Source organism: Streptomyces sp. NPDC047515, from assembly GCF_040643055.1.
Lineage (GTDB): Bacteria > Actinomycetota > Actinomycetes > Streptomycetales > Streptomycetaceae > Streptomyces.
Map to the genome: position 1 here is coordinate 80,249 of NZ_JBEYTM010000017.1, position 21,963 is coordinate 102,211.

A 21,963-nucleotide genomic window follows, 5' to 3' on the forward strand; every position below is an offset into this window, starting at 1 on the left:
CCCGTCATGAGCCTGCTCACCTCTTCCCGGCGTCCCGCCACCGCGTTCGAGCAGCCGCTGCCGCGGTCTGCGGGACGACGGCCCGGTCCGCGCGGCGCGAGCGCCCGCAAGCAGTTCACGGCGTGGCTCTTCCTGGTCCCGGCGCTCCTGGTCTTCGGGCTCTTCGCCTGGTGGCCGATCGTGCGCAGCCTGCTGCTCAGCTTCCAGCGGACCAATCTCGTCGACCCGGCCGCCTGGGTGGGCCTCGACAACTTCCGCGCCGTCTTCGACGATCCGCTGCTGGGGACCGCCGTACAGAACACGCTGCTCTTCGTCGGCCTGGGTATCCTGATCGGCTTCCCCGCCCCACTCGTGCTGGCCGCCGTCATGTCCACGGTGCGGCGTGGCGCGGGGGTGTACCGCTTCCTCGTCTACCTGCCCGTGGTCATCCCGCCGGTGGTCGCGATCCTGCTGTGGAAGTGGTTCTACGACCCGGGAAGCGGGCTCTTCAACAACGCTCTCGGGACGGTCGGGATCGGCCCGTTCCACTGGCTCGAATCCTCCGACAGCGCGATGCTGTCGCTGGTCCTGGAGGCGACGTGGGCCGGCATGGGCGGCGCCGTGCTGATCTACCTCGCGGCGATGGTCGGCATCCCGGGCGAGCTGTACGAGGCCGCCGAGGTCGACGGCGCCGGGATCGGGCGGCGGATCCGGCACATCATGCTCCCTCAGCTGCGGCCGGTCATCGGTCTGTTGCTGCTGGTGCAGCTCATCAACACCGTCCAGGTCTTCACCGAGCCGTACGTCTTCACCGGGGGCGGCCCGCAGAACTCCACCCTCACCGTGCTGCTGCTGATCTTCCGCTACGCCTTCCAGGACGGCGCGTACGGCCAGGCAGCCGCGCTCTCCTTCCTGATGGTGCTCGCGCTCGCCCTGCTCTCCGCGATCTACCTGCGCGCCACCCGCAGCTGGAGCACATCATGACCTCTCCCACCACATTCGTCTCCGTGAACGACCGGCAGCGGCCGGGTGTCCGGGCGGCCGTACGCTCCGTTCAGCTGCTCACCCTCGTTCTGCTGCTGCTCATCGGCATCGGGCCGCTCTACTGGATGGTCAAGGGCGCGGTCTCACCGCCGACCGAGCTCACCACGCAGCCGCTCGCCCTGTGGCCGGACCGGCCGGTGATAAGCAACTTCGCCACCGCGTACACCGATCTGAGCGTCGGGCGCTATCTGATGAACACCTTCCTGGTGGTCGGCGGTTCGTGGTTCGTCCAGTTGTTCGTCTCGGCCACCGCAGGTTTCGCGCTGTCCGTCCTCAGGCCGCGATTCGGCAAGGTCGTCTACGGCGCGATCCTGGCGACGATGTTCGTGCCGTACACGGTGAACATGGTCAGCCTCTTCATGACCGTGATCGACGTTCCGTTCGTGCATCTGAACCTGGGTGACACCTACTGGGCGATCTGGCTGCCGGCCGGTACCAACGCCTTCACGGTGCTGCTCGCCAAGCAGTTCTTCGACGCGCTGCCCAAGGAGCTGTTCGACGCCGCGCGGGTCGACGGCGCGAGCACCCGCCAGCTGCTGACGAAGATCGTGCTGCCGATGAGCCGGCCGGTGCTGGCCGTGATCAGTCTGCTGGCGGTCATGCACAGCTGGAAGGACTTCATCTGGCCGCTGGTCGCGATCACCGACCCCGAGAAGCAGCCGATCAGCGTCGCCCTCGCCCAGCTCGCCACCCAGGCTCCGCAGGACCAGCTCATCGCCGCGATGGTCCTCGCGGTCGCCCCGCCCGTCCTCGTCTTCGCCGTCTGCCAGAAGTACATCGTCGCCGGGCTCGGCTTCACCGGCGTCAAGGGCTGAACCGCAACTCGACCCATGCTCCTTCCTCTTCGGGACAAGAGAAAGGCACCTCCATGTCAGTTCACCGCCGCGGATTCCTCCGGGGAACGGCCGTCGCCACGGGCGCCGCGCTGCTTCCGATGGGCACCGCGCACGCCGCGGACCCGGTCATCGTCTCCGCCGAGGGCATCACGCTCATCGGCCGGAGCGACGGCAGCGTGCTCGTACGGGGCAGCGCGGCGACCGACCGCGTCCTGCTCACCCACTTCATGATCAAGGACAGTGTGCTGGGCCAGCAGCGCACCTTCGGCGGCACGCCGCAGCAGATCACCCTGCCCGACGGGAGACCCGCCCTCCGGGTCACGTACACCATGGGCAGCGGCGCTCCGGGCGTCACCGTACGGGGCACCTTCGATGTCACCGCGCACAGGGCGCACCTGAAGTGGGAGGTCGGCGGCTCGGGCACGCTGACGCCCACGGGCTTCATGTTCGGCCGCACCCTGTACGGGACGAGCGCGGCGGAGTCGTACGAGGCACTGACCGTCTGGGAACGGGATGCCCGCGGCGGCATTCCGTACGAGACGAACGCGGGAGGGGCGTACGTCGAGACCTGGCCGGACACCCAGGGCTTCTTCTGCCTGCCCTCCACCAACGCCGCCTACACCAGCGCCGCGTGGGTCCACTCCCCCGGTACGGCGACCGGTCCGGCCACCGCCGTCACCGAGGCGGACCTCGTACTCGGTGATCTGCGGCCGCGTGCCGCGGGGGCGATCGCGACCGCCCGGCCGCTGGGCGTGGAGGTGTGGACCGACCAGCCGTTCAATCTGTACCAGGCCGCCGGGCAGACCATGACGCTCAAGGCGCAGGTCGTCAACGGCGGATCCGCGGCGAAGCCGGTGACCGTGAACTGGTGGGCGCGCGACTACGCGGGCACGGTGATCGCCGATGGCACGGTCTCCAGGACGCTGGATCCGGGTACGGCGTGGGACACCTCCTTCACCCTCACCTCGCCGTCCCAGGGCATCGTCTTCACCGAGGTGGAGGCGGTCGGCGGCGGCCACCGGGCACTTGCCCGCACCAACCTCGCCGTACTGCCGGACTTCTCCTACCGGGCGGGGCCGGAGTCCATGTTCGGCATCGCCAACTACCCCTGGCTGCTCAAGCCGGGCAAGGACGCCGTGCTCGGACTGCTGAAGACGATCGGCGTCAAGTGGATCCGGATCGCCTACGCGGGCGCGCCCGGCATCGACATCGCGACCCTGGACGCGCACGGCATCGCGCACAACGTCGAACTCAGCGGGATCCCGATCGGCGGCAGCCCCGAGCAGATCGCCGGCTGGGCCGACACCAACGTCGCCAGGGCGATCGCGGCAAAGGCCCAATACTTCGAGGTGAGCAACGAGGTCAACAACCCCTGGATGCAGGGCAGGGGCGTCGAGGCGTACATCAGCGACGGGCTGCGCCAGGTCACGGACCGGCTGGCCGCCGCCGGATCGACCATGAAGGTCATGAACGCGGGCCTCGGCGGCATGGACTACGTCTGGACCGAGAGATTCAAGGCCGTCGGCGGCTGGGATCTCATCGACGCCTTCGCCTTCCACCCCGGCCGTGGCAATTTCACCCCTGACTACGCCCCGCCGCCGCAGGAGTGGACACAGGGCGCGGCGGGCACGTACTGGAACTTCCTCGGCGCCCTTCGCAAGGCCAAGCAGGTCATCGCGGAGTACGGCGGGAACAAGGAGCTCTGGCTCACCGAGGCATACGCGTCCACCCGGCCCAACGCCTGGTGGACCGACACCTACCGGCACGCCGCCGAGAACGTACTGCTGACCCTCGCCCTCGCCAAGTCCGAAGGCGTACGCGGTGTCAACTGGTACCAGCTGCACGACTCGACCGTTCTGCACGCCCAGGAGGCCGCCCCCGCCGACATCGAGTACCACTTCGGCCTGATGAACCGCGACACGAGTGCCAAGCCCTCGCTGCTCGCCTACGCCACCGCCGCCCGCGTCCTCGACCGGGCCTCCTTCGTCCGCCCGCTCGTCTTCGCCGACCCTGATGTCAAGGGCCTGCTCTTCACCACGCCGGACGGCCCGGTCTCGATCCTGTGGAGCCGCAAGGACGGCTACATCCTCAACTCCGACCACGGAGAAGACTCCTGGTACGCCTCGCCGGAGCCCTGGATCGACACCTGGACGACGAAGACGGTGGTCGTGGCGCACTCCGCTGCCGTGAACGGCACGGTGGTGAGGGAGTTGAATTGCATCGGCCAGGAACGCACCCTCACGGCGGCCGACGGCAAGGTCTCGTTGCGTCTCGACGGTGCGCCGCGCATCTACTACGGCCTCGCGGCCAGCCCCGATTGGAAGTAAGCGATGAGGAACGAAACCGCACGGCATGACATCACCGTCGTCGGCGGCGGGCTGGCCGGAGTCTGCGCGGCCATCGCCGCCGCCCGGCTGGGCCGTTCCGTCGCGCTGATCAACAACCGGCCGGTGCTGGGCGGCAATTCCAGCAGCGAGGTGCGGGTCTGGGTCTGCGGCGCCACCGGGCACGGCAAGAACCACCACGCCCGCGAGGGCGGCATCATGGGTGAGCTGTTCGTCGAGAACCAGTTCCGCAACCCGGACGGAAACCCCTACTACTGGGACACGGTCGTCCTGGACGCCGTCCGGGCCGAGCCCGGCATCACGCTCTACCTCAATACCGATGTGCGCGAAGTGGACGCGGACGGGCCCGGGGACGCCCGGCGCATCACCGCCGTCACCGGCTGGATGATGGGCTCGGAGCGTCGCGTCCGCTTCGAGAGCGAGCTCTTCCTGGACTGCTCGGGAGACGGCCTCATCGGTGCCCTGGCGGGTGCCCGCCACCGCATCGGCCGGGAGTCGCGGGCGGAGTACCTCGAACCGTGGGCGCCCGAGACGGCCGATCGCATCACGCTGGGGTCGACCCTGCTCTTCTACACCAGGGACGCGGGACGCCCGGTCAAATACGTGCCGCCGGACTTCGCCAGGAACATCGCCGAGACATCCATCCCGCAGCGCCGCGTCATCAGGTCCGGCGACAACGGCTGTGCGTACTGGTGGATCGAGTTCGGCGGAGAGCTCGACACGGTGCACGACAACGAGCGCATCCGTGACGAGTTGTGGGCGGTCATCCACGGCATCTGGGACCACATCAAGAACTCCGGGGAGTTCGACGCCGCGAACATGACACTGGAGTGGGTGGGTTCGGTGCCCGGCAAGCGCGAGTACCGGCGCTTCCTCGGCGACCACGTGCTCCACCAGGGGGACATACTCGGCCAGACCGAGTTCGCCGACCGGGTCGCGTTCGGCGGCTGGTCCATCGATCTGCATCCGCCGAAGGGCATGTACGCCGGCGAGGACGGGGCCAAGCAGCGCTACGCGGACGGCGTTTACCACATCCCCTACCGAAGCCTGTACTCGGTGAACACCACGAACCTGCTCTTCGCCGGACGCAACATCTCCGCCAGCCATGTCGCCTTCGGCTCCACCCGGGTCATGGCGACCTGCGCCACGATCGGCCAGGCGGCGGGCACCGCCGCCGCGCTGTGTGTCACGGAAGGAGTCACTCCGCGCGCACTGGACGTGCCGGCGCTGCAACGCACCCTGCTGCGCGAGGACGCCTCCGTCGTCGGTCTGGCCTCGGCCGACCCGGACGACCTGGCCCTGCGCGCCACCGTCACGGCATCGTCCAGCCTGACCGCTCTCACGCTCGCGACACCGCTGGATCGGTGGCCGCTGACCGCCGACGCGGGGCTGATGCTGCCCGTCGATCCCGAGCTGACCGGCCTCGAACTGCTCGTCGACGCCGAGCGGGACACGGAACTCGTCGTCGAGCTCCACGACCCGGAGCTCGGCCAGAACTACGTCCCCCGCCGCCTCGTCGCCTCCGTCACCGTCCCGGTCGCGGCCGGGGCGAAACAGTGGGTCGCGACAGGACTGCGGTGGTCGCCCGAGAGCGCCCGCAACGCCTTCGTCGTCGTGCGCGCCAACGAGGATCTCGCCCTGTACAACACCGGCGCGCCGGCCCCGGGCGTCCTGAGCCTCACCCGCATTGCGCTGAGACCGCAGGACGAGTCGCCGCAGCCGCTGCGCGAGTGGACCGACACCGGCCTGCGGCGACGCGCCTTCTGCCTCCGGGCGGGGGAAACCTCCGCGTACGCCCCGGCCAAGGCCGTGGACGGCTACGCCCGCCCGTACGCCGGCCCGCACATGTGGGTCTCCGCTCCCCTCCAGGAGGACGTCGGAGCCTGGCTGGAGCTGGCCTGGCCGCAGCCTGTCACGCTCAGCCGGATCGACATCCTCGCCGACGACGACGTCAACGAGGATCTGATCAACCTGCACCACCACAGGACCCCGTTCGACACACTGCCCACCCTGCTGCGGGACTACCGCGTCGAGGCGCGCGGCCCGGACGGGGCCTGGCGGACCGTCTCCCACACGAGGGACAACCGGCGCCGCCGCCAGATCCACACCCTGGACGAGCCGGTCACCGCGGCATCGGTGAGGATCGTCGTCGAGGCAACCAACGGAGCCGCGTCGGCGCACATCGTCGCCGTTCGCGCGTACGCATAGGAGCATGCGCATGGTCACCAGGGTTCTGGTCACAGGGGCTGCCGGGCGGATCGGCCGGGCGGTGCTGGCCCTGCTCGCCGAGCGCGACATCGCCGCGAACGCGCTCGTGCTGGAGGACCCGGGTGACCTGCCCGCGCGGCTGGTCGTGACGGGTGACGCCGCCGACACGGACACCGTGCGGGCGGCGCTGGACGGGGCCGACGCGGTGATCCATCTGGCCGCCATCCCCACACCGCAGCACAACACCCCGCAGGAGGTCTTCACCACCAACACCCTGACCACGTTCACGGTCCTGGAGGAGGCGGGTCGGGCCGGTGTGCGGCACGCGGCGGTCGCCGGCTCCTGGGGGGTCACCGGCCTGCCCTGGTCGGGTGATCCCGCCCCGCACCCCTCGTACGTCCCGGTCGACGAGGCCATGACGCCCCAGGTGGAGGACGCGTACGGGCTGTCCAAGCAGGTCGACGAGACGACGGCCACGATGATGGCACGGCGGCACTCGATGAGCGTGATCTGCCTGCGCTACCCGTTCGTCGGCGGCTTCGACGAGCGGCTGCGCGCGCACGCGGCACGTCTCACCGCACAACCGGCCGCCGGTGCCCGGGATCTGTGGACCTACCTGGAGGTCCGGGACGCCGCACGGGCCGCCCTGTTGGCCCTGGACGTACCCGGCCCGGGTGCGCACGCGGTGCATCTGTGCGCTCCCGAGACGCTCGTGCCGTTCCCGACGGAGGAACTCCTGCGCCGCTATCACCCGACCGCCCGGCTGCTGCGCCCGCTGCCCGGACGTACCGCGCCGGTGGACACCACGGCCGCGCGACGACTCCTCGGCTTCACCGCGGAGCATCTGCTGGACGGCCCGAGTGAATCCGGGAGCGACTTCGATGCGCAGGAGCGCCGCATACGCCCCTTCATCGGATAGTCCGATACTTTCCGCGAGTGATCAACTCTGCACGAAATCTTACGGCTCTGACTGTTCTGGGTGCGGTGCTCGGCAGTCTCGCCGGCTGTGGGAGCGGCGGAACGTCCTCCACCGACCACCCCTCGGCCGGAGGACGTAGCCCCGATGCCGTCCATGCCCCCTCGGCCTCGCCGTCCGTGGGCGCGACCCCCACCGCGACGAAGCAGCCGCCCACGCTGGCCCCGGCACCGGGCGGGCTGACGCCGGTCTTCGCACACGGGGCGCGGACGGGCGAGAAGGTGGTGGCGCTGACCTTCGACGCCGACATGACGGCCGACGAGGGCCCGCGTGCGGCCGCGGGCGAGCACTTCGACAACCCCGAACTGATCGCGCTGCTGCGCCGGTTGAAGGTGCCCGCGACGGTGTTCATGACGGGGCGGTGGGCCGATGAGTACCCGGCGCAGGCCCGGTCCATCGGCACCGATCCGCTCTTCGAGGTCGCCAACCACTCGTACAGCCACTACGCCTTCACGTCCCCCTGCTACGGGCTGCCGACCGTGGCGAAGGGCGACATGCGCGGTGATGTGGAACGGGCCTTCGCCGCGTTCCGGAAGGCCGGTGTGCGCGATGTGGTGCCGTACTTCCGCTTCCCCGGCGGCTGCTACGACGACGCGGTGCGGCGCGCGCTCGCGCCCGAGAGGGTGACGGCGGTGCAGTGGGACGTGGTCAGCGGCGACGCGTTCGCGACGAACGCGGACGCGGTGGCGCGGCAGGTGCTGGACGGGGTGCGTCCCGGCTCCCTGGTCGTCATGCACTGCACCCGCAGCGCTGCGCCGGTCACGGACGAGGCGGTGGGCCAGGTGGTCCCGGAGCTGCGCAGGCGCGGGTACCGCTTCGTGAAGGTCTCCGACCTGATGCGCGGCTGACCGGCCCGTGGTGTCTGCGCGGGGAGACGTGGCGGGGTCTTTGACCTGATGCGCGGCTGACCGGGCGGAGTCAGCCCGAGCACGCCGTGCGCTGAGCCTCCTGCCATGCGCAGACCGGGCAGAGCGTGATGCCCTTGACCGACTCGGGGTACTCGGTCGGTTTCCGGCACAGGACGCACTCGGCGTACGGAGGTCCCGCGGCGGGCTCCGCCCCGGCGGGTGCGGGGGCGACGGCGGGCGTCCCGCAGTACGACTCGTCCTTGCGCTCGTCCATGCGGACGAGCCTACTCAGCCGCGCGGCGAGCTGAGTCTGCAGGTGAACGCGGCCGCCGCAGCCGCGAGGGCGGTGGCCGCGAGCAGCGGCAGGACCGGCATGTGCACCGTGCCGGTCCGCGAGCCGGTGACCAGCCCCGTCACGGCGTGATGCGCGGGCGAACCGCTGGTCACCAGGGCCGACAGTGCGGCGAGCACGGTGGCGACGACGGACCACCCGCGCCGGTGCAGCAGCGGCCGGGTGCACAGTGCGCCGACACCGGCGGCCGGGGCGGGATCCGGGGCGGGCGTCAGGCGTCGGATGTGCCAGGGCGGGCGCTCGGTGAGCAGGGCGCGCAGCAGCTCGTCGGAGTGCGCCGCCGCGACGGTGAGGCGTACGCCCCCGTCGGCCGCGGACGTGCGCCGGCGCCCTCGATCCGGACCAGGCCGTGCGGGGGCAGGTCGAGGTCGATCCCGCGCAGCACCCATGGTCCGCGCAGGCCGTACCGGCGGCCGACCCCACTCGGTCTCAGTTGGCCGATGCCTTCTCCTGCTTGAGCTCGCTGGGCCGTACGATCACGAAGCCCTCACCGTCCAGCCGCAGTTGGACGGCCTCCCCCGACCCGCCGCGCATCATCGAGCCGAAGCTCTGCGAGCGGTGCAGCGACGTGGTCAGACTGGCGCTCCAGCCGACCACCGCGTCCGTGTCGACGCACACCGGCTGGTGGGGCGTGACGGGTATCACGATGGGGTGGCCCTCACACATCAGCCCGAGCTTGCCGTATCCGGTGAAGACGCTGTTGAAGATGCCGCCGCCGGTCATTCCGGCGCCCTTCACTGTCTTGATCTCGTAGGCGAGCGTGGGGTCGAAACAGAGCACGTTGCGGCCGTTGACGGTGAGGACGTCGCCCTGTTCCATCTCCACGATGAAACAGTTCGCGGCCTCGTGCGCGAACCACGCCTCGCCCTGGCCACGGACCGCCATCAGCGGCAGCCCCTCACCGGTGACGGCGCGCTTGAGCATCCCGCCGATGCCCTGCCCCTTGCGCTCGAACTGCAGATCGCCGCGGAACGCGATCATCGATCCCTGGCGGGCGTGCATCTCGCCGTTGACGGCGTACTTGATGGATTTGGCGTTCTGCAGAGTCATCCCGGGGGCTGTTGCCTGCTGCGCCAGGTTCTCGTTGGAAAAGAGATCGCTCTTCATGCGCTGCATCCTCACCCGGAGTGATTCATTCCGCCAAGAAGCGTTTCTTCGGCGGCTGGCAGACTGGACCGGGTGAGCGACAACGACACCCCCGCACTCCCGTCCGAATTTCCGGCCACGTCTCGGCCGGAGTCCCGCAGCACTGCGGCGGACAGCCCGTTCAGGTCCGAGCGGACGAACCGCGACGAGGCCCCGCAGTACGTCCTGCCGCTGGTCGTGCACATCGAGAAGACGGCGCCCCCGGCGCGCAACGACGCGCTGCGGACCGCCGCCCGCGCGGTGCTCGTGATGCTCTCCGACGAGCGGTCGGCCGGCCAGGGCGAGTGGGCGAGGGCGATGCGGGACTGGCAGGACGCCCGGATCCGCAAGGTGGTACGTCGGGCGCGCGGCGCGGAGTGGCGCAAGGCGTCCGCGCTGCCCGGACTCACGGTCACGGGCGAGAGCGCCGAGGTCCGGGTCTTCCCGCCGGTTCCCCTCGACGGCTGGCCGAAGGAGCTGGCGAAGCTCCAGGTGTCGGGGACGGATCTGGACGACCCCGAACCACCGGCCGCGCCCGATCCCGCGGGGCCGGTGCTCTGGCTCAATCCGGAGCTGGAGATGTCGGCCGGCAAGGCGATGGCACAGGCCGGGCACGGTGCGCAGCTCGCCTGGTGGGAGCTGTCGGACACGGAGCGCAAGGCCTGGCGCGAGGCGGGCTTCCCGCTGTCCGTCGCCACCCCGGAGGCGGGCCGCTGGCGGGAACTCACGGTGAGCGGGCTCCCGGTCGTGCGCGACGCCGGATTCACCGAGATCGCGCCCGGGTCGTGCACGGTGGTCGCCGACCATCCCGCCCTGCGGGGTTGATCGGGGGCCGGTGCGGGGCCGGTCGGCCGCCTCGCACGCCTCGCACGCCTCGCACGCCTCCACCGTGCCGCCGCGCTGATCTCCCCGGGCCCGGAACCTCAAATGAACCTCTGAACGTCCCCCTGTTCGGATTGGCCGCTGCTCGCCGGGGCCATCAGCCCTGCACGGAGTGCAGGAGGGGGACGACATGAAGCTGGGAATCGGTATCGGCTGGCGGCCGGAGATCGCGGACGCGGTCGAGGCACTGCCGGGGATCGACTGGGTGGAGACGGTCGCGGAGAACGTCTGCACCGGCCATCTGCCCGACTCGCTGGTACGGCTCAGGGACCGCGGTGTCACCGTCGTCCCGCACGGCGTCGCGCTGGGCCTCGGCGGGGCCGAGCGCCCCGACGCCGGCCGGCTCGCGGACCTCGCGGCCCGCGCCGAGCTGCTGGGCAGTCCGCTGGTCACCGAGCACATCGCGTTCGTACGGGCCGGGGGGCCGCGCACCGCTTCGCCGGGACTGGAAGCGGGCCATCTGCTCCCCGTCCCCCGGACCTGGGACGCGCTGGACGTGCTGTGCGAGAACGTACGGATCGCGCAGGACTCGCTGCCGGTACCGCTGGCACTGGAGAACATCGCGGCGCTGGTCTCCTGGCCCGACGAGGAGCTGACGGAGGGACAGTTCCTGGCGGAGCTGGTCGAGCGCACCGGCGTCCGGCTGCTGATCGATGTCGCCAATCTGCACACCAACCATGTCAACCGCGGGGAGGACCCGGCCACCGCGCTCGACGAGCTGCCGGTGGAGGCCATCGCGTACGTGCATGTGGCGGGCGGCGTCGAGAAGGACGGCGTCTGGCACGACACCCACGCCCACCCGGTCACCCGACCCGTCCTCGACGTCCTGGCCGAACTCCGCTCCCGGGTCGACCCGCCCGGCGTACTGCTGGAGCGGGACGACGACTTCCCGCCGGCCTCGGAACTGGCGGACGAACTCACCACGATCCGCGCCACGCTGGACCGGGCGGCCACCCTCGGGGCCCTTCGCAAGGAGACCCCCTCCACCCCGGCCGCAACCGCTGGACGGGTCGCCTCCCGGCCCGCCCCGGGCGCCGAGGGGTCCGCGCACGCCGACTCGGTGCGCGACCGGGTCGCGGTCGCCCAGACCGCTCTGCTCTCCGCCCTCGTCGCGGGCACCCCCGCCCCGCACGGCTTCGACCACCACCGGCTCGGGATCCAGAGCCGTGCCCTGGCCGCCAAGCGGGCCGGGGTCGTCGCCAAGGTGGCCCCCGAACTGCCGGAGATCCTGGGCGCCGGCTACCGGGACGCCTTCCTCGCATACGCCAGGACCCGTCCCATGTCCGCCGGATACCGGCGCGACGCACTGGACTTCGCCGAGGGACTGCTGATCGTCGGCCGGCCCGCCGACGCCGCGGCACGGCGCCGGCTGACGCACTGGTGGCAGGACCGGGCCGGCGCGCGACCGCCGCGCCGCACCACCCGGCTGGTCCGAGCGGCCCGCGCGGCCCTGGTCGGAAGGTGACCCGAAGATGACTGACACGAACACGCTCGCACTGCTGGTGGACCTCGCCGTAGCGGTCTCCTCCGTCCTCCTGGCCGTGGGGCTCGCCCGCGCCCGACGGGGGTCCGGCGGCTCCGGCGGCTCCGTCCACGATCTCCTCGAAGTCGCCTTCCTGAACGGGGGGCCGGGCAGGGTCGTGGACACCACGCTCACCGCGATGCACACGGACGGACGGCTCACCATCGGCGGCCCCGGCATCGTCGCCGTCCAGCAGGTGGACGCCCGTGACCCGGTCGAGCGCGCGGTGCAACACACACACGCCACGGCTCCCAGCGGCGCCCTGCACACCCTGCGCGACGCGGTGATGCGGCACCCCGCGGTTCAGGAGATCGGCGACGGCCTCGCGGCCCGCGGTCTGCTGGCTTCGCCCGCGACGACCCGCGTGTGGCGCCGCTGGGGCGTCGTACAGGGGCTGGTATGTCTGCTGGCCATCCCGGTCACCGCCGTGGTGACGGCCATGCAGTACATGGCCGACGACTCGCCCGAGGTGGACTTCTCCGTGCCCTTCGTCTTCAAGGTCCTCCCGGCCCTGGTCATCGGCTTCCCGATCGGCTTCCTCTGCGCGGGCATCTCCCGGGGCCGCGTCACCAAGCCGGGGCGGCGGGCGGCCGAGGCGTACCGCGCCGCCCACGCGTACGACCCGCAGCCGGCCGAGCTGGTGGCCACGCTCGGACTGCGCGCCCTCCCCGACCCCGTACTGCGGCCGCAGCTGCTCGCGGCGGCGAGGATGCGCCCGGCCGGACGGCCCCTGCTCGCGGGCCCGGGTTCGGGCTCGCACGCGTCGTCGGACTCCTCGAACCTGTTCGTCGCACCGGCGGTGTGGTGCGCAGGTACCGGCCCCGGCAACGGCAGTTGCGGGAGCTCCAGCGGCGTGAACAGCGGCGGCCCAGGTGGTGGCGGGTGCGGTTCGGGGTCGAACTGCGGCGCGGGGTCCAGCTGCGGCTCGGGGTCCAGCTGCGGCGGATCCAGCGGCTCCAGTTGTTCCAGCAGCAGCGGTTCCAGCTGCGGTGGGGGTGGTTCCAGTTGCGGCAGCAGTTCCTGAACACCCGCGGTGTCCCGCGCCCTCACCCGCGGCGCCGCACCGTCCGCATGATGAACCGGCCATGGCGCTGCGCCGCCCGCCCCGCATACGCACGGTGATCCGTGCGATGGGGCCCCTGGGCCAGTCCCCCGCGGTCCGCGTGGTGCGGGGAGCGGCTCTGCCGGTGGCCGCGATGGGCGCCGCCGCACTGCTGGTACCCGGTCAGGAGGCGGGCCCCGGCGGCCCCCGATGCCACGCAATCCTGAGGGCAAGCTCGCGCCCCAGACACCCGGGCAGACCGAAGCCACTCCCTACTTGATCGGCGCCGCGGCGTTTACTCTCGCGGCGCTGGGCGCCGTCGGTTGGATGACGTGGCGCGGGTCGGACGCCGCGAGGCGGCGGGATGCGGAGAAGGGGAAGAAGCCGTCCGGGGTGCGGAGGGCGTACAAGGTGGTTACGGGTGACCACGGCACGGAGGAGGAGCAGGAGGCGAAGCTCCGGGAGGCTCTGCGTACCCATCCCACTGACCGGCGCGGTTACATCAAGGTGCCGTCGGAGGCGTATCCCGATCTGTCGCAGCAGCGGGCGGCTCGAATTGCTTGGGAGATGGGGCTGCGTGCGGAGGCGGCGGGCAACCGGGGGTCGTGGCGCTTCGGGGAGACCGTGATGGAGGAAGTCCCGCACGAGTGAGGCTCTCCCAGAAACAGGCCCACGTACCGCCCCGTGCGCATCTGGAGCGCGAACCCGGGCTGGTGATGCTGCGTACGCCCCAGCACCATCGGCCCCGGACGGCTCGCCCTCGACCGTCCCTTCCGCTGGGGAAAGGACGGTTGGCGTGAAGCAGCCTTCGCCCTGTGCCTCGGCGGCATCGGCACCGCGGTCGCATTCTGGGGGTTGGCGGTGGAAGGGGGAATCACCGTCCGCACACCACCCGCGGTCGGCTCGAAGAGACAGCTGTCCCCTTCGAGGCCGAGCGTTCGACGGCGCCGGGCAAGGGCGCCGTGCTCCGCGTGCTTGTCTCTGGGTTCCGGGGTCGCCGCAGGCCGGTGCCTGCGGCGAACCCGGAGCCGAACCCGGTGTCGCTGGAACGACGGGCAGCGCGGAACGCGCCGACGCCCGCCGTCTGATCTTCCGGGCCGGGGTGGTCGAAGCCCGCTCGCTACGCGAGCCCGGCCACCAGGTCTGCGACCGACTTCCTGCGGCCCGTGTAGAACGGAACCTCCTCGCGGACGTGCATCCGCGCCTCGGAGGCCCGCAGGTGGCGCATCAGGTCGACGATCCGGTGCAGCTCGTCGGCCTCGAAGGCGAGGATCCACTCGTAGTCGCCGAGCGAGAAGGAGGCGACGGTGTTGGCCCGGACGTCGGGGTAGCCGCGGGCCATCTTGCCGTGGTCCGCGAGCATGCGGCGGCGGTCCTCGTCCGGCAGCAGGTACCAGTCGTAGGAGCGCACGAAGGGGTAGACGCTGATGTAGTTGCGCGGCGTCTCGTCGGCCAGGAACGCCGGGATGTGCGACTTGTTGAACTCGGCGGGGCGGTGCAGCGCCATGTTCGACCAGACCGGCTCCAGCGCCAGGCCCAGCTTGGTGCGCCGGAAGAGGTTGTACGCCTCCTGCAGCTCGTCCGCGGTCTCGGCGTGCCACCAGATCATGATGTCGGCGTCGGCACGCAGACCGGAGAGGTCGTAGGTGCCACGGACGGTGATGTCCTTCGCCGCGAGCTGGTCGAACAGCTCCTGGACCTCGTCGGCGTAACCGGCGCGGTCCGCGGGCAGGACATCGCGCAGCTTGAAGACGGACCACAGCGTGTAGCGGATGACCTCGTTGAGGTCCTTGGCCTTCTTGCCCGCGTTGGGACCCTTGCTTGATTGAACAGTCTCAGGCGCACTCATACGGCTATTGTCCCGCCTCGCTCCGAGTGCCCTGAACCAGGGTCGGCGTGGCGATGATCTCTTCCCCGGAACCGCCCGAGATGTCGCGGACGATCTCGTCGGCGGCGCGGTGGGCGCTGGCGATGCACGCCGGGATGCCGACGCCGTCGTAGACCGCTCCGCAGACGCGCAGCGCCGGCAGCCTGGCGACCTCGTCGCGGATCCGGGCGACCCGGGAGAGGTGGCCCACGGGGTACTGGGGCAGTCCGCCTATCCACCGGGTGACCTCGGTGTCCACGGGCTTCGCGGTCAGTCCGGTCGCCGTCGCGAGGTCGCGCAGCGACACGTCGACCAGTTCGCCGTCCTCACGGTGCAGATGGTCCTCCTCGCCGTACCGGCCGACGGAGGTGCGCAGGACGAACAGGTCGGGGGCGCCGTCGGCGACCCAGTTCCACTTGTGCGTGGAGAAGGTGGAGGCCTTGATGGTGCGACCGTCCACCGGGGGCACGAGGAAGCCGGAGCGCCCTTCGAGTGCGTCGGTGCCGGCCACGTCGGAGCGGCGGAACGCCATGGTGATCAGTGCCATCGACGCGTACTCGACACCGGCGAGCTCGGCGGAGGCGGCCGGGGACTCGGCGGCGAGCAGGGTGGAGGCGGACCAGGCGGGCGCGGCCAGCACGATGCCGTCGGCGGTGATCACCCGGGCGTCCGTGCGGACGTCCCAGCCGTCGGTGGTACGAGTCAGGCCGAGGACGGGGGTGGCGGTCAGGATCTCCCCGCCCGCCGCGCGCACGGCGTCGGCAACGGCGTACGGCAGGGTACCGATGCCGCCGTCGATGCCCTGGAACACCGGCCCGGTCTGCTGCCGGGCCGCAGCCCGCTCCTGAACACGCCGGACGCCGTCGAGCAGTGAGCCGCCCTCCCGTGCCACCTCGAAGAGCTGGGGTACGGCGGCGCGCATCGAGATCCGGTAGGCGTCGCCCGCGTACACCCCGCCGAGCAGCGGCTCCACGAGCCGGTCGACGACCTCGCGGCCCAGCCGGTCGGCGACGTACGCACCGACCGCGACATCGTCGCCGACGGGGGTCGGGGTGAGATCGCGCTCCTGCGCGATGCGGGCGAGGCCCTCCGGGGAGAGCACCGCGCCGAGCGCCGCCGGGTCGCTCGGTACGCCCATCACATGGCCCTTGGGCATGGGCCGCAGGGCGTCGCGCGTCCAGACCGACGCGGTGGCGGTGGCGGGTGGCTGGAGGCGGTCGCCGAGCCCGACGGCGCGTGCCAGGGCGACCGCTTCCGGGCGCCGGGCGAGCATCGACTCGGCACCCAGGTCGACCCGGGTCCCCGCGATCTCACCGGTCATGAGCTTGCCGCCGAGCCGGTCGGTGGCCTCCAGGAGGGTGACCCGCAGCCCGGCCCCGAGGAGCCGGTGAGCGGCGGCGAGACCGGCGATGCCGCCGCCGATGACGACGACATGACCCGTACCTGTGTCCGCGCGGTTGTGTGAACGCTGCATGCCCCCACTCTCTCAAACCTCATCCGAGTCCTGAACGTGACCGCTTCGAAACCGGTATCGGGCAACCCGCACCCCCGCCCCGCGCGTCGAACCGGCACCATCAACCACCCGTCCCGGGGGAGCAGTTATGCAGACAGACCGGCATTCCGGCCGTTCATCCGTCCGTCGTTCGCGCACGGTCCTGGCCGCCGGACTCCTGGCCGGCCTCCTCGCGCTCAGCGGCTGCGGCGGCTCCGACAGCGCGAGTGATTCGGGTTCCGGCGACAGCAAGAAGGCCTTCTCCGCGGGCGAGCGGGGCGCCGCCGACGCCGCGGACGGGAAGAGGGCGCAGGGCCCGCAGGAGGCGGGCGGTTCGCCGGCGGAGCGGAAGAAGCCCGATGCCCTGCCCGTCGGCACCCATGTCATCCGTACCGCCTCGCTCTCGGTGGAGGTGAAGAGCGTGCCGAAGGCCGCGGCGGCCGCCCGCGCGGTCGCGGAGAGTGCGGGTGGCCTGGTGGCGAGCGAGGAGACCGAGCGGGTCGACGACACGCGTGAGATGTCACATATCGTGCTGCGTGTTCCACAGAATGAGTACGGCGCGGCACTGCGGGATCTCGCGGGTGCCGGGAAGCTGCTCTCGCGCACGTCGTCCGCGAAGGACGTCACCGACCAGGTGGTCGACGTGGAGAGCCGGATCGCCACCCAGCGGGCGAGCGTGGCACGGGTGCGCAAGCTGATGGACCGGGCCGAGAAGCTCACCGATGTGGTCACGCTGGAAGGGGAGCTGAGCAGCCGTCAGGCGTCCTTGGAGTCGCTGCTCGCCCAGCAGGCGTCGTTGAAGGACCGCACCACGCTGGCCACGATCACCCTCGACCTGTCCGAGCCAAAGACGGCGGCCGAGGGCGGTGACGACGACCCCGGCTTCCCGGACGCGCTCGGCGGCGGCTGGCACGCATTCGTCACGATGCTGCGGTGGCTCGCGATGGCGATCGGTGCCGCGGCCCCGTTCCTGGCCGCGGTCGCCGTACTCCTGCCGCTGTGGCGGCGGCTGCGGAACCGGTCGGCCGCACGCCGCGCGCCGCGTGCGGCCGAGCCTTCGCAGGCCCCGTCCGCACCCCCGGCGTCGTAGCGTGGTTCCCTTCGGAGGCCGGATCGGAGGGACCAGGTATGACGGCGGAGCGACTGGTGGTCATCGGTGGTGACGCGGCGGGCATGTCCGCCGCGTCCCAGGCCCGCAGGCTCAAGGGACCCGACGAGCTGAGCATCGTCGTCTTCGAGCGCGGCCACTTCACCTCGTACTCCGCCTGCGGCATCCCGTACTGGGTCGGCGGCGATGTCGCGGAGCGGGACGAGCTGATCGCCCGTACACCGCAGGAGCACCGGGCCCGCGACATCGAGCTGCGGATGCGCACCGAGGTCACCGAGGTCGATGTCGCCGGGCAGCGGGTGCGGGCCCTGGACCGGGAGTCCGGTGAGACGTATTGGACGGCCTTCGACAAGCTGGTGATCGCGACCGGCGCCCGGCCGGTGCGTCCGGCGCTGCCCGGCATGGACGCCCCCGGGGTGCACGGAGTGCAGACGCTGGACGACGGGCAGGCGCTGCTGGAGTCGCTGGACCGAGCGCCGGGGCGCAAACGGGCGGTCGTGGTCGGAGCGGGCTACATCGGCGTCGAGATGGCGGAGGCGATGCTGAAGCGCGGCTTCGAGGTGACCGTGCTCAACCGCGGCGAGCAGCCGATGGCGACGCTCGACCCCGACATGGGGCGGCTGGTCCACGAGGCGATGGACGGCCTGGGCATCACCACGGTCAACGGGGCCGAGGTCACCGCGATCCGCACCGGACCGGACGGGCGGGTCAGAGCGGTCGCCACCGGCGACACCTCCTGCCCGGCGGATGTGGTGGTGCTCGGCATCGGCGTGGAGCCGGAGACGACGCTGGCGCGCGCCGTCGGCCTCCCGCTGGGGCCGCACGGCGGTCTGCTCACCGATCTGTCGATGCGGGTGGTCGGGCACGACAACATCTGGGCGGGCGGCGACTGCGTCGAGGTCCTCGACCTGGTGGCGGGCCGCACCCGTCATATCGCGCTGGGCACCCATGCCAACAAGCACGGCCAGATCATCGGGGCCAATGTGGGCGGCGGGTACGGGACGTTCCCGGGCGTGGTGGGCACCGCGGTGAGCAAGGTGTGCGATCTGGAGATCGCCCGCACCGGGCTGCGCGAGAAGGACGCGCGCGCGGTCGGGCTGCGGTACGTCACGGCGACGATCGAGTCGACGGGCCGGGCGGGCTACTACCCGGGGGCGCAGCCCATGACGGTGAAGATGCTCGCCGAGTACCGCACGGGGCGGCTGCTCGGTGTGCAGATCGTGGGCCGGGAAGGGGCGGCCAAGCGCGTGGACATCGCGGCCGTGGCGCTCACCGCCGGGATGACGGTGGACCGGATGACCGCCCTGGATCTGGGCTACGCCCCACCGTTCTCCCCCGTCTGGGACCCGATCCTGGTGGCGGCCCGCAAGGCGGTGACAGCGGTGCGGCAGGCGGGCACCGCCTGAGAGGAGCTCACAAAAATGGGAGCCGGGCGCCCATTTTGTGTGCTCCGCCGAGTCGCGGTGCCCGGTTCCCCCCGTCGCTCAGCGCGCGGTCCGCTCGTGCACGTACTCCACGAGCCGCGTCAGGGCGTCCGGGTCCATCGACGGCATCACGCCGTGGCCCAGGTTGAAGACGTGGCCCTCCAGGCCGGCGGCCGCGTCCAGCACCTCCTGGGCCTTCTCCTCCACCACCGTCGTCGGCGCGAACAGCACCGCGGGGTCGAGGTTGCCCTGCAGTGCCTTGCCGGGACCGACCCGCCGCGCGGCCTCGTCCAGCGGAACCCGCCAGTCGACGCCGACGACATCCGCGCCCGCCTCGCCCATCAGGCCGAGGAGTTCGCCCGTGCCGACACCGAAGTGGATGCGCGGGACCCCGTACGGGGCGACGGCCTCGAAGACCTTCGCCGAGGCGGGCAGCACCGAACGCCGGTAGTCGGCGGGGGCCAGCGCGCCCACCCAGGAGTCGAAGAGCTGGACGGCCGAGGCGCCGGCCTCGATCTGGACCTTGAGGAAGGCACCGGTGATCTCGGCGAGCCGGTCGAGCAGGTCGGCCCAGAGCTGCGGGTCGCCGTACATCAGGGCCTTGGTGTGCTCGTGGTTGCGGGACGGGCCGCCCTCCACGAGGTAGCTCGCGAGGGTGAAGGGCGCGCCCGCGAAGCCGATGAGAGGGGTGGCGCCCAGTTCGGCGGTGAGCAGGCCGATGGCCTCGGTGACGTAGTGGACGTCCTCGGGCGTGAGGTCGCGCAGCCGGGCCAGATCGGCGCGGGTGCGGATCGGGTCGGCGATGACGGGGCCGACGCCGGGCTTGATGTCCAGGTCGATCCCGATGGCCTTGAGCGGGACGACGATGTCGCTGTAGTAGACCGCGGCGTCCACCTTGTGGCGCCGTACGGGCTGCATCGTGATCTCGGCGACCAGCTCCGGCATCGTGCAGGAGTCGAGCATCGGGATGCCTTCGCGGACCTTCAGGTACTCGGGCAGCGAACGCCCCGCCTGGCGCATGAACCAGACCGGCGTGTGCGGCACGGGCTCGCGGCGGCATGCCTTCAGGAACGCCGACTCATGGGTGGCGTAGGTCTTCGTCTGCTGGCCCATGGGGCGGTCGTTGGCACTCACACACAGAATCTTCGCACGAAGCCGCAAGCAGCCGGGGCCCGCCCGGGTGTCCCTCCCTGCGCGAGGCCGCCATTCCGCCTACTCTTCCCCGCATGGCTCCGGCTCAGGGACAGTTCTCCGATCAATCCGATGGCGCTGACAGCAAGGACAGCGCGGAGGGTGGTTCCGTCCCGCCCGCGTTCCGGTCGGCGGTGGACGCGTTGCACGCGGCGCGGCTGCGCCCCGAGCTGGAGGTGGAGTCGACGAGGCCGCCCAAGCGGCTCGCTCCGTACGCGTACGCGCTGGAAGCGGCGGTCGTCCAGGGCGAGGAGGATCTCGCCGACGGCCGTCTGGTGCTGCTCCATGATCCGGCCGGGCACGAGGCCTGGCAGGGGACCTTCCGCCTGGTGACGCTGGTGCGGGCCGAGCTGGAGCCGGAGATGGCTTCCGATCCGCTGTTGCCGGAGGTGTGCTGGTCGTGGCTGACCGGTGCGCTGGAGGCACGCGGCCTGTCGTACGGGGAGGCGGGCGGCACGGTGACCCGGGCGGGCTCGCACTACTTCGGTGCACTGGCCACGCGCCGCCCGGCGACGCAGATCGAGATCCGGGCGTCATGGACGCCGCGCGAGGGCCGTGGCGGGGTGCCGGACACAGCGGCGCATCTGATGGCGTGGGGCGATCTGCTCTGCCAGATCGCCGGGCTGCCTCCGTCGGGTACCGCGGATGCGGCAGTGGTGACGCTCCCCCAGCGGCGCGGCCCCCAGGTTTCCTGAAACCTCTCCCTCAAGGCCGGTAACACTGCGTGACATAAAACGCGGTGTTACCGGCCTTTTTTTCGTACAATCGATTGTGCGTCCGATTTGCCCTAATTGTTACTCAGCAAATCGTGATCTTCCCCTAAAGGAGGACGGGTCTGCTGCCGAAGAGGTCAATGACCCTTCAAGCACGGTTCGCCCCGGCTTCATCCTCGAGCCGGCCCGTCCCGCCACTCCCCAGGAGGCCTGGTGTCCGTTCTCCTAGAGCAGCCCGCAAGCCTGGTCGCCTACCGCCCGAACAAGCCGACGGCCATGGTCGTCGTGGCCGACCCGCGCGTCCGTTCCACCGTCACCCGCCATCTGTGGGCACTCGGAGTACGTGACGTCATCGAGGCGTCGTCCATCGCGGAGGCCCGTCCCCGCGTCGGCAATCCACGCGACATCTGCGTAGCCGACGTCCACCTGCCCGACGGTTCCGGGCTGACCCTGTTGTCCGAGACCCGAGCCGCCGGCTGGCCGAACGGCCTCGCCCTTTCCGCCGCCGATGACATCGGCGCCGTACGCAACGCCCTCGCGGGCGGCGTGAAGGGCTACGTCGTCACCGGCACCCGAACCAACATCGGCCACCCCACCCGTCCCGGCGTCGCCCCCATCGGCGCCAATGCCGCCCGTATGCACCGCCGGCCCCCCGGCACCCCGAGCCACCCGGGCGGCTATCGCGAACTGTCCGGCCGCGAGGTCGAGGTCCTGCGGCTGGTCGCCGAGGGCCAGTCCAACAAGGCCATCGGCGTCTCCATGGGCCTGTCCGCCCTGACCGTCAAGAGCCACCTCGCCCGAATCGCCCGCAAGCTCGGCACCGGAGACCGCGCCGGAATGGTCGCCGTCGCCCTGCGAACGGGCATCATCCACTGACCCCCGCCCCAGGCAGGTCCGCGCGGCCTTGCGGACCGGCTGGTTTACATGCATCGGCGCCCGTCGACGGAACGTTCCGTGGCACGGCGGGGCCGCCCAACAGGTAGCCTCAGAGCAGCTCCCCCCCCCCCAA

19 protein-coding genes and 4 pseudogenes are annotated in these 21,963 nt (G+C 71.3%); 15 read left to right on the forward strand and 8 right to left on the reverse strand.

Annotated features, from left to right (window positions below; genetic code table 11):
* Window positions 1-6: 6 nt before the first annotated feature.
* From ABZ826_RS16910 to ABZ826_RS16935, 6 genes are read left to right on the forward strand one after another with little or no spacing between them, the layout of a single operon-like run.
* The gene (locus ABZ826_RS16910; protein ID WP_361447959.1) at window positions 7-963 is read left to right on the forward strand and encodes a sugar ABC transporter permease; all 957 of its coding nucleotides are present in this window, start codon (window positions 7-9) and stop codon (window positions 961-963) included.
* Window positions 960-1,838: a carbohydrate ABC transporter permease gene (locus ABZ826_RS16915; protein WP_361447962.1), complete on the forward strand. Its 879-nt coding sequence runs from the start codon at window positions 960-962 to the stop codon at window positions 1,836-1,838. Before ABZ826_RS16910 ends, ABZ826_RS16915 begins: the two co-directional genes overlap by 4 nt.
* 53 nt (window positions 1,839-1,891) lie before the next feature.
* On the forward strand, window positions 1,892-4,186 hold the full coding sequence (locus ABZ826_RS16920; protein ID WP_361447965.1) for a hypothetical protein: 2,295 nt from the start codon (window positions 1,892-1,894) through the stop codon (window positions 4,184-4,186).
* Window positions 4,187-4,189: 3 nt separating this feature from the next.
* Window positions 4,190-6,412 (forward strand): FAD-dependent oxidoreductase, encoded by a 2,223-nt coding sequence (locus tag ABZ826_RS16925; protein WP_361447968.1) that lies wholly within the window; start codon window positions 4,190-4,192, stop codon window positions 6,410-6,412.
* A gap of 10 nt (window positions 6,413-6,422) precedes the next feature.
* The gene (locus ABZ826_RS16930; RefSeq protein ID WP_361447971.1) at window positions 6,423-7,331 is read left to right on the forward strand and encodes an NAD(P)-dependent oxidoreductase; all 909 of its coding nucleotides are present in this window, start codon (window positions 6,423-6,425) and stop codon (window positions 7,329-7,331) included.
* A 17-nt stretch (window positions 7,332-7,348) separates the two neighbouring features.
* Window positions 7,349-8,236, forward strand: coding sequence for a polysaccharide deacetylase family protein (locus ABZ826_RS16935; RefSeq protein ID WP_361447974.1), 888 nt, complete (start codon window positions 7,349-7,351; stop codon window positions 8,234-8,236).
* 70 nt (window positions 8,237-8,306) lie between these two features.
* On the opposite strand, the gene ABZ826_RS16940 is transcribed toward ABZ826_RS16935, so the two are convergent.
* The 5 genes and pseudogenes from ABZ826_RS16940 to ABZ826_RS16960 form a co-directional block, all read right to left on the reverse strand.
* Window positions 8,307-8,510, reverse strand: a complete 204-nt coding sequence (locus tag ABZ826_RS16940) for a hypothetical protein (RefSeq protein WP_361447977.1) — start codon at window positions 8,508-8,510, stop codon at window positions 8,307-8,309.
* A gap of 14 nt (window positions 8,511-8,524) precedes the next feature.
* Window positions 8,525-8,767, reverse strand: a pseudogene (locus ABZ826_RS16945) (ABC transporter); the annotation flags it as partial.
* 15 nt (window positions 8,768-8,782) lie between these two features.
* A pseudogene (locus tag ABZ826_RS16950) lies at window positions 8,783-8,896 on the reverse strand (ABC transporter ATP-binding protein); the annotation flags it as partial.
* Window positions 8,897-8,913: 17 nt separating this feature from the next.
* A pseudogene (locus ABZ826_RS16955) lies at window positions 8,914-9,021 on the reverse strand (ABC transporter ATP-binding protein); the annotation flags it as partial.
* Complete coding sequence (locus ABZ826_RS16960) at window positions 9,018-9,695, reverse strand: AIM24 family protein (RefSeq protein ID WP_361447980.1); 678 nt, start codon at window positions 9,693-9,695, stop codon at window positions 9,018-9,020. The gene ABZ826_RS16960 and the pseudogene ABZ826_RS16955, both read right to left, overlap by 4 nt.
* Before the next feature lie 72 nt (window positions 9,696-9,767).
* Here ABZ826_RS16960 and ABZ826_RS16965 point away from each other — a divergent pair, with 72 nt between their 5' ends.
* The 5 genes and pseudogenes from ABZ826_RS16965 to ABZ826_RS16985 form a co-directional block, all read left to right on the forward strand.
* Complete coding sequence (locus tag ABZ826_RS16965) at window positions 9,768-10,538, forward strand: peptidyl-tRNA hydrolase (protein ID WP_361447983.1); 771 nt, start codon at window positions 9,768-9,770, stop codon at window positions 10,536-10,538.
* Between the two features lie 187 nt (window positions 10,539-10,725).
* Complete coding sequence (locus tag ABZ826_RS16970; protein WP_361447986.1) at window positions 10,726-12,060, forward strand: DUF692 domain-containing protein; 1,335 nt, start codon at window positions 10,726-10,728, stop codon at window positions 12,058-12,060.
* A gap of 7 nt (window positions 12,061-12,067) precedes the next feature.
* Entirely contained in the window at window positions 12,068-13,141 is a 1,074-nt protein-coding gene (locus ABZ826_RS16975) for a TIGR04222 domain-containing membrane protein (RefSeq protein ID WP_361447989.1), read from the forward strand.
* A 228-nt stretch (window positions 13,142-13,369) separates the two neighbouring features.
* Window positions 13,370-13,810: a hypothetical protein gene (locus ABZ826_RS16980; RefSeq protein ID WP_361447992.1), complete on the forward strand. Its 441-nt coding sequence runs from the start codon at window positions 13,370-13,372 to the stop codon at window positions 13,808-13,810.
* Between the two features lie 81 nt (window positions 13,811-13,891).
* Window positions 13,892-14,002, forward strand: a pseudogene (locus ABZ826_RS16985) (DoxX family protein); the annotation flags it as partial.
* Between the two features lie 277 nt (window positions 14,003-14,279).
* Here the strand turns inward: ABZ826_RS16985 and hemQ are convergent.
* Both hemQ and hemG read right to left on the reverse strand, forming a co-directional pair.
* A complete protein-coding gene (gene hemQ, locus ABZ826_RS16990; RefSeq protein WP_361447995.1) occupies window positions 14,280-15,008 on the reverse strand; it encodes a hydrogen peroxide-dependent heme synthase in 729 nt (242 codons plus the stop codon).
* Between the two features lie 4 nt (window positions 15,009-15,012).
* On the reverse strand, window positions 15,013-16,500 hold the full coding sequence (hemG, locus tag ABZ826_RS16995; RefSeq protein WP_361447998.1) for a protoporphyrinogen oxidase: 1,488 nt from the start codon (window positions 16,498-16,500) through the stop codon (window positions 15,013-15,015).
* Window positions 16,501-16,627: 127 nt separating this feature from the next.
* Between hemG and ABZ826_RS17000 the strand changes: the two genes are divergently transcribed.
* Both ABZ826_RS17000 and ABZ826_RS17005 read left to right on the forward strand, forming a co-directional pair.
* A complete protein-coding gene (locus ABZ826_RS17000; protein ID WP_361448001.1) occupies window positions 16,628-17,608 on the forward strand; it encodes a DUF4349 domain-containing protein in 981 nt (326 codons plus the stop codon).
* A 38-nt stretch (window positions 17,609-17,646) separates the two neighbouring features.
* A complete protein-coding gene (locus tag ABZ826_RS17005) occupies window positions 17,647-19,032 on the forward strand; it encodes an FAD-dependent oxidoreductase (protein WP_361448004.1) in 1,386 nt (461 codons plus the stop codon).
* A 78-nt stretch (window positions 19,033-19,110) separates the two neighbouring features.
* On the opposite strand, the gene hemE is transcribed toward ABZ826_RS17005, so the two are convergent.
* Complete coding sequence (gene hemE / locus ABZ826_RS17010) at window positions 19,111-20,163, reverse strand: uroporphyrinogen decarboxylase (protein ID WP_361448097.1); 1,053 nt, start codon at window positions 20,161-20,163, stop codon at window positions 19,111-19,113.
* Window positions 20,164-20,276: 113 nt separating this feature from the next.
* On the opposite strand from hemE, the gene ABZ826_RS17015 reads away from it, so the two are divergent.
* A complete protein-coding gene (locus ABZ826_RS17015) occupies window positions 20,277-20,936 on the forward strand; it encodes a DUF3000 domain-containing protein (protein WP_361448007.1) in 660 nt (219 codons plus the stop codon).
* 231 nt (window positions 20,937-21,167) lie between these two features.
* The gene (locus ABZ826_RS17020; RefSeq protein ID WP_024488613.1) at window positions 21,168-21,830 is read left to right on the forward strand and encodes a response regulator transcription factor; all 663 of its coding nucleotides are present in this window, start codon (window positions 21,168-21,170) and stop codon (window positions 21,828-21,830) included.
* Window positions 21,831-21,963: the final 133 nt, after the last annotated feature.

What these genes read in the sequence shown, in the direction of transcription:
- ABZ826_RS16910 (WP_361447959.1), top strand. Translation starts at nt 7, where the DNA reads ATGAGCCTGCTCACCTCTTCCCGGCGTCCCGCCACCGCGTTCGAGCAG.
- ABZ826_RS16915 (WP_361447962.1), top strand. Translation starts at nt 960, where the DNA reads ATGACCTCTCCCACCACATTCGTCTCCGTGAACGACCGGCAGCGGCCG.
- ABZ826_RS16920 (WP_361447965.1), top strand. Translation starts at nt 1,892, where the DNA reads ATGTCAGTTCACCGCCGCGGATTCCTCCGGGGAACGGCCGTCGCCACG.
- ABZ826_RS16925 (WP_361447968.1), top strand. Translation starts at nt 4,190, where the DNA reads ATGAGGAACGAAACCGCACGGCATGACATCACCGTCGTCGGCGGCGGG.
- ABZ826_RS16930 (WP_361447971.1), top strand. Translation starts at nt 6,423, where the DNA reads ATGGTCACCAGGGTTCTGGTCACAGGGGCTGCCGGGCGGATCGGCCGG.
- ABZ826_RS16940 (WP_361447977.1), bottom strand. Translation starts at nt 8,510, where the DNA reads ATGGACGAGCGCAAGGACGAGTCGTACTGCGGGACGCCCGCCGTCGCC.
- ABZ826_RS16960 (WP_361447980.1), bottom strand. Translation starts at nt 9,695, where the DNA reads ATGAAGAGCGATCTCTTTTCCAACGAGAACCTGGCGCAGCAGGCAACA.
- ABZ826_RS16970 (WP_361447986.1), top strand. Translation starts at nt 10,726, where the DNA reads ATGAAGCTGGGAATCGGTATCGGCTGGCGGCCGGAGATCGCGGACGCG.
- ABZ826_RS16975 (WP_361447989.1), top strand. Translation starts at nt 12,068, where the DNA reads ATGACTGACACGAACACGCTCGCACTGCTGGTGGACCTCGCCGTAGCG.
- ABZ826_RS16980 (WP_361447992.1), top strand. Translation starts at nt 13,370, where the DNA reads ATGCCACGCAATCCTGAGGGCAAGCTCGCGCCCCAGACACCCGGGCAG.
- hemQ (WP_361447995.1), bottom strand. Translation starts at nt 15,008, where the DNA reads ATGAGTGCGCCTGAGACTGTTCAATCAAGCAAGGGTCCCAACGCGGGC.
- hemG (WP_361447998.1), bottom strand. Translation starts at nt 16,500, where the DNA reads ATGCAGCGTTCACACAACCGCGCGGACACAGGTACGGGTCATGTCGTC.
- ABZ826_RS17000 (WP_361448001.1), top strand. Translation starts at nt 16,628, where the DNA reads ATGCAGACAGACCGGCATTCCGGCCGTTCATCCGTCCGTCGTTCGCGC.
- ABZ826_RS17005 (WP_361448004.1), top strand. Translation starts at nt 17,647, where the DNA reads ATGACGGCGGAGCGACTGGTGGTCATCGGTGGTGACGCGGCGGGCATG.
- hemE (WP_361448097.1), bottom strand. Translation starts at nt 20,163, where the DNA reads ATGGGCCAGCAGACGAAGACCTACGCCACCCATGAGTCGGCGTTCCTG.
- ABZ826_RS17015 (WP_361448007.1), top strand. Translation starts at nt 20,277, where the DNA reads ATGGCTCCGGCTCAGGGACAGTTCTCCGATCAATCCGATGGCGCTGAC.